The organism is uncultured Amaricoccus sp. (genome assembly GCF_937858865.1).
Classification (GTDB): domain Bacteria; phylum Pseudomonadota; class Alphaproteobacteria; order Rhodobacterales; family Rhodobacteraceae; genus Amaricoccus.
Genome location: NZ_CALLYO010000054.1, coordinates 1 through 7,584 on the forward strand (window position 1 = coordinate 1; position 7,584 = coordinate 7,584).

7 protein-coding genes are annotated in these 7,584 nt (G+C 73.3%); 2 read left to right on the forward strand and 5 right to left on the reverse strand.

Annotation, left to right across the window (positions count from 1 at the left end):
• Window positions 1-30: 30 nt before the first annotated feature.
• A complete protein-coding gene (locus Q0112_RS01440; protein ID WP_297970463.1) occupies window positions 31-1,074 on the reverse strand; it encodes an Ldh family oxidoreductase in 1,044 nt (347 codons plus the stop codon).
• 183 nt (window positions 1,075-1,257) lie between these two features.
• On the opposite strand from Q0112_RS01440, the gene Q0112_RS01445 reads away from it, so the two are divergent.
• Entirely contained in the window at window positions 1,258-2,508 is a 1,251-nt protein-coding gene (locus tag Q0112_RS01445; RefSeq protein WP_297970464.1) for a biopolymer transporter ExbB, read from the forward strand.
• Between the two features lie 3 nt (window positions 2,509-2,511).
• The gene (locus Q0112_RS01450; RefSeq protein ID WP_297970465.1) at window positions 2,512-4,029 is read left to right on the forward strand and encodes a peptidoglycan -binding protein; all 1,518 of its coding nucleotides are present in this window, start codon (window positions 2,512-2,514) and stop codon (window positions 4,027-4,029) included.
• 250 nt (window positions 4,030-4,279) lie between these two features.
• On the opposite strand, the gene Q0112_RS01455 is transcribed toward Q0112_RS01450, so the two are convergent.
• The 4 genes from Q0112_RS01455 to Q0112_RS01470 all read right to left on the reverse strand — a co-directional run.
• Window positions 4,280-5,578, reverse strand: coding sequence for a sorbosone dehydrogenase family protein (locus Q0112_RS01455; RefSeq protein ID WP_297970467.1), 1,299 nt, complete (start codon window positions 5,576-5,578; stop codon window positions 4,280-4,282).
• Between the two features lie 52 nt (window positions 5,579-5,630).
• Window positions 5,631-6,443, reverse strand: a complete 813-nt coding sequence (locus Q0112_RS01460; RefSeq protein ID WP_297970469.1) for an amino acid ABC transporter permease — start codon at window positions 6,441-6,443, stop codon at window positions 5,631-5,633.
• Window positions 6,444-6,447: 4 nt separating this feature from the next.
• Entirely contained in the window at window positions 6,448-7,230 is a 783-nt protein-coding gene (locus Q0112_RS01465) for a transporter substrate-binding domain-containing protein (RefSeq protein WP_297970471.1), read from the reverse strand.
• Window positions 7,231-7,294: 64 nt separating this feature from the next.
• The coding region (locus Q0112_RS01470; RefSeq protein ID WP_297970473.1) for a hypothetical protein at window positions 7,295-7,584 on the reverse strand (290 nt) is incomplete at its 5' end.

Consider the following 7,584-nt stretch of genomic DNA (forward strand, 5'->3'; position numbering starts at 1 on the left):
CCGAAGCCCGCACTGTGCGGACCCATGCGCTCAGGCCACTGCGTCGAGCCCGAGCGCCAGGAACCGGTCGAGCCGCGCCACCTCGGCGGCGGGCAGGCTGATCCCCTCCGCCTCGGCCTTCTCCCGCGCGGCGAAGCGGCGCTGCGAGGGAAGCCGCGCCCCCTGCCCGACGATCGCCTCGAAGAGCCCCTCGGCCCGGGCGAAGGGATCGCCCGGCCGGCCGGCGGCGAAGGCCTCGGGCGAGAAGGCGAGGAGGATCTCGCCGTGGCCGGGGGCGAGCGTGGTGCCTCCGAGCCGCTCCAGCGCCTCCGGGCTCGTCAGGTCGCCGATCATCGCCCCGGCGAGCAGCTCGATCATCGTCCCGATCGCCGAGCCCTTGTGGCCGCCGAAGGGCAGCATCGCCCCGGCGAGCGCCGCCGCCGGATCGGTCGTCGGCCGCCCCTCGGCGTCGATCGCCCACCCCTCCGGCAGCGCCCGGCCGGCCCGGCGGTGCAGCTCGACCTCGCCGCGCGCCGCAACCGAGGTGGCGAAGTCGAAGACGTAGGGCGCCCGCCCCGGCCGCGGCCAGCCGAAGGCGAAGGGGTTGGTGCCGAGCAGCGGCCGCGTCCCCCCGCTCGGTGCGACCGTGGCATAGCTCGGGCACATCACCATCGCCGCCAGCCCCTGGCCGGTCACGAGCTCGACCTCCGGCCAGAGCGCCGAGAAATGCGTGCCGTCGTTGACGACGAGGGCGGCGAGCCCGAGCCGCCGCGCCCGCTCGGCCAGCACCGGCACGCCGAGCTCGACCGCCGGCGCGGTGAAGCCGAAGCGCGCGTCCACCCGCACGATGCCCGCCGCCTCGCCTTCCACGAGCACCGGCTCCGCCCCCGGCTCGACCTTGCCCGCCTTCACCGTGCGCAGGATGCCCTCGATCCGGTAGAGCCCGTGCGAGGCGCAGGCATCGCGCTCGCCGGCCACCACCACCCGCGCCACGGCGCCCGCCTGGACCGGGTTCAGCCCGGCGCGGCCGAGGATCGCCTCGACCCGCTCCTGGAGCTCGGCGATGCTCACGAGGGTCGTCCCGGCCGCATGCATGTCGCAGATCCTCCCCTTCCGTCGCGCGGCAACCTGTCAGGCATGCAGCAGGAGTGCAAGCCGCCCGGGACGCGCGCGCGAAGGCCTCCGGGAGCGGAATCTGCCGGAAGGAAAGGCAGTTGGAAAGCGATCCGCAGCGGCGTAAGGTCCGGCGATCCGTTCCCGAGGGAAGACCTGCCGACGATGGTGCTCAGTCAGACGGCCGAACCGCATTTCTCCCAACCGGTGCGGCAGATCGTCCTGATGCTGATCGTGCTCGGGCTGACGGCGGCGCTCGCGGTGCTGATCTTCCCGGTGGTGCAGGAGATCTTCCTCGCCTCGCCCTACCTGAAGATCTTCATCCTCCTCGTCTTCTTCGTCGGCGTGCTCGCCTGCTTCTGGCAGGTCTTCACCCTCATCACCTCGGTCAGCTGGATCGAGGGCTTCGCCATCGACCGGCCGGGCCACGAGTTCACCCGCCCGCCGCGCCTGCTCGCCCCGCTCGCCGTGCTCCTCTCCGGGCGGCGGGCGCGGCGCTCGCTCACCTCGACCTCGACCCGCTCGATCCTGGAGTCGGTCGCGACCCGCATCGAGGAGCAGCGCGACCTCACCCGCTACATCATCAACCTGCTGATCTTCCTCGGCCTGCTCGGCACCTTCTACGGCCTCGCCACCGTGGTGCCGGCCGTCGTCAACACCATCCGCTCGCTCGCGCCGCAGGAGGGGCAGAGCGCGGTGGACAGCTTCGACAGCCTGATGCACGGGCTCGAGGGGCAGCTCGGCGGCATGGGCACCGCCTTCGGCTCCTCGCTCCTCGGCCTCTCCGGCTCGCTCGTCGTGGGCCTCCTCGAGCTCTTCGCCAGCCACGCGCAGAACCGCTTCTACCGCGAGCTCGAGGAATGGCTCTCCTCGATCACCAAGCTCGGCGTCACCGGGGTCGAGCCGGAGGAGGCGCTGACGGCGGCGAACGTGCTCACCGTCATCGGCCAGACCGCCGAGCAGATCGACCAGCTCCGCGAGGTGGTGGAGCAGGGCGTGGCGCGCTCGGCGGAGACCGAGACGCGGATCGGCGAGCTCGCCACGCTCCTCGCTCGCCCGCCCGCCCCCGCCGTCGACAACGCGCTTCTCGAGCGCATCGCCGCCGGGCAGGAGCGGATGGTGCAGCTGCTCGCGGCGCAGCCGCGCGGCGAGGGGCACGAGCGGCACGACCGGCTGCTGCTCGAGCGCATCGCCCAGGCCCAGGAGCGGATGGTGGCCGTGCTCGGCGCCCGCGACGAGGAGGGCGGCGGGATCGACGCCGAGACCCGCTCGCGGCTGCGCTCGATCGACACCCAGGTGCTGCGCATCCTCGAGGATCTCTCGGCCGGGCGGCAGGATCTCGTCACCGAGATCCGCCAGGACATCGCCGGCCTCGCCGAGGCGCTGCGCCAGGTGGCGGCGCGGGGGAGGTACTAGGCGATGGCGCTGTCGAGCCGGCGCGCGGGACGCTTCCCGGCGCAGATCTGGCCGGGCTTCGTCGACGCGATGACGGCACTCATTCTCGTCCTCTTCTTCGTGCTCTCGATCTTCATGATCGTGCAGTTCGTGCTGCGCGACACGATCACCGGGCAGAGCCAGCGGCTCGAGGAGCTCTCGGTGCAGGTCGCGAACCTCGCCGACGCGCTCGGGCTCGAGCGGAGCCGCGCCGACCGGCAGGCGGCACTGGTCTCGACGCTGACCGGCGAGAAGGCGGCGGCCGAGGCGCGCGTCGCCGACTTCGAGGCGCAGGTGGCGAGCCTCCTCGCCCGCAATACGGATCTCTCCGACCGGCTGACCGCGGCCGAGACCGAGAGCGCCGGGCGGCTGAGCGCGAACGAGGCGCTCGAGGCCGCGCTCGCCCAGGCGCGCAGCGAGCTCGACGCCGGCGCCGAGGCGGCGCGGCTGGCCGCGGCGCGGCGCGAGGCGCTCGAGGCGCTGGTCGCGGTCCTGCGCACGGAGGCCGCGACATCGGCCGGGAAGCTCGACGAGGCCGAGGCGGCGCGCCTCGCCGACGCGGCGGCGGCCGAGGCGCTGCGCGAGCGGCTGGAGAATTCCGAGGCCGAGCTCACCGCGATGACGCTGAGCCTCGAGGCAGAGCGGAAGAAGGCGGAGGAGACGCTGACGCTGCTCGCCGCCGCCGAGGCGGCGAAGCAGGGGCTCGAGGGCGAGAAGGCGGCGGCGCTCACCGAGGCGGAGAGGCGGGCGGCCGAGCTCGCCCAGGCCCGGGCGCTCCTCGCCGGCGAGAAGCAGGTCTCGGCCGAGGGGCAGCGGCAGGTCGCGCTCCTCAACCAGCAGACCGCCCAGCTCCGCGAGCAGCTGAACGCGCTGCAGGGCCTGCTCGACGCCGCGCGCGAGGAGGACGTCAGGGCGCAGGTGCAGATCGACACGCTGGGGCAGAACCTCAACGCCGCGCTCGCCCGGGTGGCGATCGCCGAGCGGCGGCGGGCGGAGCTCGAGGCGGCGGAGCGGGAGCGGCTGGCGGCGGAGGCGAAGGATCTGACCCGCTACCGCTCGGAGTTCTTCGGGCGGATGCGCGACATCCTCGGCTCGCGCGAGGGGGTCGAGGTGGTGGGCGACCGCTTCGTCTTCCCCTCGGAGGTGCTCTTCGCCCCCGGCTCGGCGACGCTCGGCGCCGCCGGCCAGGCGCAGGTGGCGCGGGTCGCGCAGGTGATCCGCGAGGTGGCGGACGAGATCCCGCCCGACATCAACTGGATCCTGCGGGTGGACGGCCACACCGACAAGACCCCGGTGAGCGCCGACAGCCCGTTCCGCGACAACTGGGAGCTCTCCGAGGCCCGCGCGCTCTCGGTGGTGCGCTACATGGTCGAGGTCCAGGGCCTGCCGCCCGAGCGGCTGGCGGCGACCGGCTTCGGCGAGTACCAGCCGATCGACCCGGGCGACAGCCCGGAGGCGCTGGCGAAGAACCGCCGCATCGAGCTCAAGTTCACCGAGCGGTAGATCACGCGCGCGATCGCGGGCGATCTGCCGGGGGGAGCGCCGGCCTCGGGGAGCCCGCAAGGGGCTCCCGCTCGGCCGGCGCTTGGCGGTCGGCCGCCTTTGCGGCCTCCCTCCGGCGGAAAGCGGCCTTCGGCCGCTTGAGTCATTGTTCTCCCCGCCTGTTGGCGGGGCCCCTGGTCTGCTCGATAGGAAAGCTTGCCAGTATGAAATCCTTCGGGGGCGGGGTCGGGGCGCGCGGTGCGCCCTTCCGTCAGGCCGGAGTCACGCGCCAGATGACGTCGCCCACGTCGTCGGCGACGAGGAGGGCGCCGTCGGGGGCGAGGGTGACGCCGACCGGGCGGCCCCAGGAGGCCTTCTCGTCGGGGGAGAGGAAGCCGGTCAGGATGTCGCGGGCGGGGCCCGCGGGGCGGCCGTTCTCGAAGGGGACGTGGATGACGCGATAGCCCGAGAGTTGCGAGCGGTTCCAGGAGCCGTGCTGGCCGATCACCATGCCGGCGGGGAAGCCGGGCAGCGTGCCGGCCGGCAGCCAGCAGAGGCCGAGCGAGGCGGTGTGGCCGCCGAGGGCGAAGTCGGGGCGGAGCGCGGTCGCGACGAGGGCCGGGTCCTGGGGGACGCGGTCGTCGACGGTCCGGCCCCAGTAGCAGTAGGGCCAGCCGTAGAAGCCGCCCTCCTGCACGGAGGTCAGATAGTCGGGCGGGGTCTCGTCGCCGAGGCCGTCGCGCTCGTTGACCACGGTCCAGAGCGCGCCGGTCACCGGCTCCCAGGCGAGGCCGACCGGGTTGCGGAGGCCGCTCGCGAAGATGCGCGCCGCGCCGGTCGCCACGTCTACCTCGTAGATGCAGGCGCGCCCCTCCTCGACCGCCATCCCGTGCTCGGCGATGTTGCTGAGCGAGCCGACGCCGACGTAGAGCCTGGTGCCGTCCGGGCTCGGCAGCAGGCTGCGCGTCCAGTGGCCGCCGGGCTTGAACGCGACGAGGCGGCGGCCCTCGGCCCGGAGCCGGGTGGCGCCGGGCTCGAAGGGGAAGGCGACGAGGCCGTCGGTATTGCCGAGGTAGAAGGTGTCGCCGAGGAGCGCCATGCCGAAGGGCTGGCGCTGGTTCTCGAGGTAGGTGTCGCGCATCTCGGCGTCGCCGTCGCCGTCGGCGTCGCGCAGCAGCGTCACCCGGTTCGGGCTCGGCCCCTGGGCGGCGGCGCGCTTCATGGTGGCGTTGACGGCGACGTCGAAGACCGAGCGCGACTCGTTCGGCAGCGTGAGCGATTCCGCCGCCAGCACGTCGCCGTTCGGCAGCACCAGCATCCAGCGCGGGTGCTTGAGACCGGTGGCGAAGGCGTTGACCTTCAGCCCCGCCGCCGCGACCGGGGTGCGGCCGGCCGGCCAGCCGCGGGCGGTCGGCATCTTCAGCGTCGGGATGCTGCCCTGCGGCCGCGCCGGCGGGATCGCCGGCTCCGGGCCGAAGGCCTGCGGGCCGGAGGCGGTATGCTCGCGGAAGCGGATGGCGGTGGCGCCGACGAGCGCCACCCCGCGGGCGATGATCTCGGACAGACCCATGGCGTTCCTCCCCCTCCGGCCGCCGGCATCTAGCCGGCTGCCGCGCCGCGCTTCAAGCCTCGAGGTGCGGGGTGCGCCGGCGCATCCGCCGCTCGAAGCCGCGCAGCGCGAGCGAGAGGCCGACGGTCATCACCAGGTAGAGGAAGGCGACGACGTTGTAGGTCTCGAAGAAGCGGAAGGAGCCGGCGGCATAGACCTTGCCGAGCTGGGTGATGTCGGCGACGCCGAGGACCGAGACGAGCGCGCTGTCCTTGATGAGGGCGATGAAGTCGTTGCCGAGCGGCGGCAGGATGGTGCGCACCGCCTGCGGCAGCACGACGAGGCGGAAGCGCTGCCAGGGGGTGAGGCCGAGCGCCTTGGCCGCCTCGATCTGGCCCGGGTCGACCGACTGGATGCCGGCGCGGAACACCTCGGCGATGAAGGCGGCGTAGCCGAGCATCAGCGCGATGATCGCGCGCCAGAGGAAGGAGACGTCGCGGGTCTGGAGGGGCTCGAGGCCGAGCGGCGCGGCGAGCGCGTTCCAGCCGGCGACGAGGGCGGGCACGCCGACGAAGGCGATGTAGAAGAGCAGCACGAGGATCGGGATGCCGCGGACGATCTCGATGTAGAAGCGCGCGGCCTGGCGCAGCACGAGGGAGCCCGAGAGCACGCAGACCGCGAGCGCCAGCCCGAGGGCGGAGGCGAGCGCGAAGGCGACGAGCGTCACGTAGACGGTGACGCCGACCCCCCGGGAGACGATGGCGAGGATCCGCGAATAGACCGGGTCGAGCAGGATCGCCGCCAGCAGCCAGAGGCCGAGCAGGCCGGCGGCGAGCAGCCACCAGGGGAACTCGCGCTCGGCGTCATTCGGCGGGTGCGCTGCCACGCGGCTACTGGCCGATCTGGTAGTCGACGAACCACTTGCGGTCCAGCGCGTCGATGGTGCCGTCGGCCTTCATCCCGGCGATGGCGGCGTTGACCGGCGCGACGAGGTCGGACCCCTTGGGGAAGATGAAGCCGAACTCCTCGGCGCCGAGCGGCTCGCCGACGATCCTGAAGGTATCGGGATTGGCGCTGACGTAGCCCTCGGCGCCGGTGCTGTCGGCGAGGACGAGGTCGACGTCGCCGGCCCTGAGCGCCTGGATGGCGGCGCCGATCGTCTCGAAGAGCTTGATGCGCGGGTTGGCCTCGTCGCCGTCGAGCACGTCGTAGACGGCGACGTAGAAGGGGGTGACGCCGGCCTGCGAGCCGATGAGGAGCGCGGGGTCGGCGGCGAAGCTCCTGGCGTCGCTGAAGCGGGTCTCGTCGGCGCGCACCAGCATGCGCATCTCCGAGCGCATGTAGGGGTCGGAGAAGTCGACCTTCTCCCGGCGGTCGTCGCGGATGGTGATGCCGGTCATCCCCATGTCGGCCTGGGCGTCGGAGACGGCGGGAATCATCGCGTCCCAGCTCATGTTGACGATGACCGGCGTGAAGTTCAGCCGCTTCGCCATCTCGGCCAGCGCGTCGTACTCCCAGCCGATCGCCTCGCCGGTCTTGGGGTCGACGAACTGGAGCGGCGGATAGGCGTTCTCGGTCGCGACGCTCACCTCGCGCCCGCCGAGATCGGGGAGCTCGGCCAGCGCCGGGGCGGCGAGGAGCGCGAGGAGGGCGGCGAGGGGGAGAAGTCGCATGGAAACCTCCGGGTCCGGGCGGGGCCGAGAATGCGGCAGCCGCAGGCGGGCGGCAAGCCTGCCGTCACTCCGGCGCGAGCTGCCAGCACTCGTCGTAGAAGGAGCAGTAGGTGGCCGTGGCGGCCAGGCGGCGGAAGTCGACGAGCGCGGCCGAATGGTCCTCGCCGGCGCGGGCGGCGACCGGGCGGCTCGAGAAGATGGCGAGGCCGTCGCCGGGGCGCAGGACGTAGTCGCGGCGGCCGGCGAAGCAATGGGTGTCCCAGGCCTCCGCGCTCTCGCGGCCGAGGCGGCGGCTGACCTCCTGGCAGGCCTCGAGGCCCGTCGCCGGGATCGTCTCGCCGTCGACGACGAAGG

What these genes read in the sequence shown, in the direction of transcription:
- Q0112_RS01450 (WP_297970465.1), top strand. Translation starts at nt 2,512, where the DNA reads ATGGCGCTGTCGAGCCGGCGCGCGGGACGCTTCCCGGCGCAGATCTGG.
- Q0112_RS01445 (WP_297970464.1), top strand. Translation starts at nt 1,258, where the DNA reads ATGGTGCTCAGTCAGACGGCCGAACCGCATTTCTCCCAACCGGTGCGG.
- Q0112_RS01465 (WP_297970471.1), bottom strand. Translation starts at nt 7,230, where the DNA reads ATGCGACTTCTCCCCCTCGCCGCCCTCCTCGCGCTCCTCGCCGCCCCG.
- Q0112_RS01455 (WP_297970467.1), bottom strand. Translation starts at nt 5,578, where the DNA reads ATGGGTCTGTCCGAGATCATCGCCCGCGGGGTGGCGCTCGTCGGCGCC.
- Q0112_RS01440 (WP_297970463.1), bottom strand. Translation starts at nt 1,074, where the DNA reads ATGCATGCGGCCGGGACGACCCTCGTGAGCATCGCCGAGCTCCAGGAG.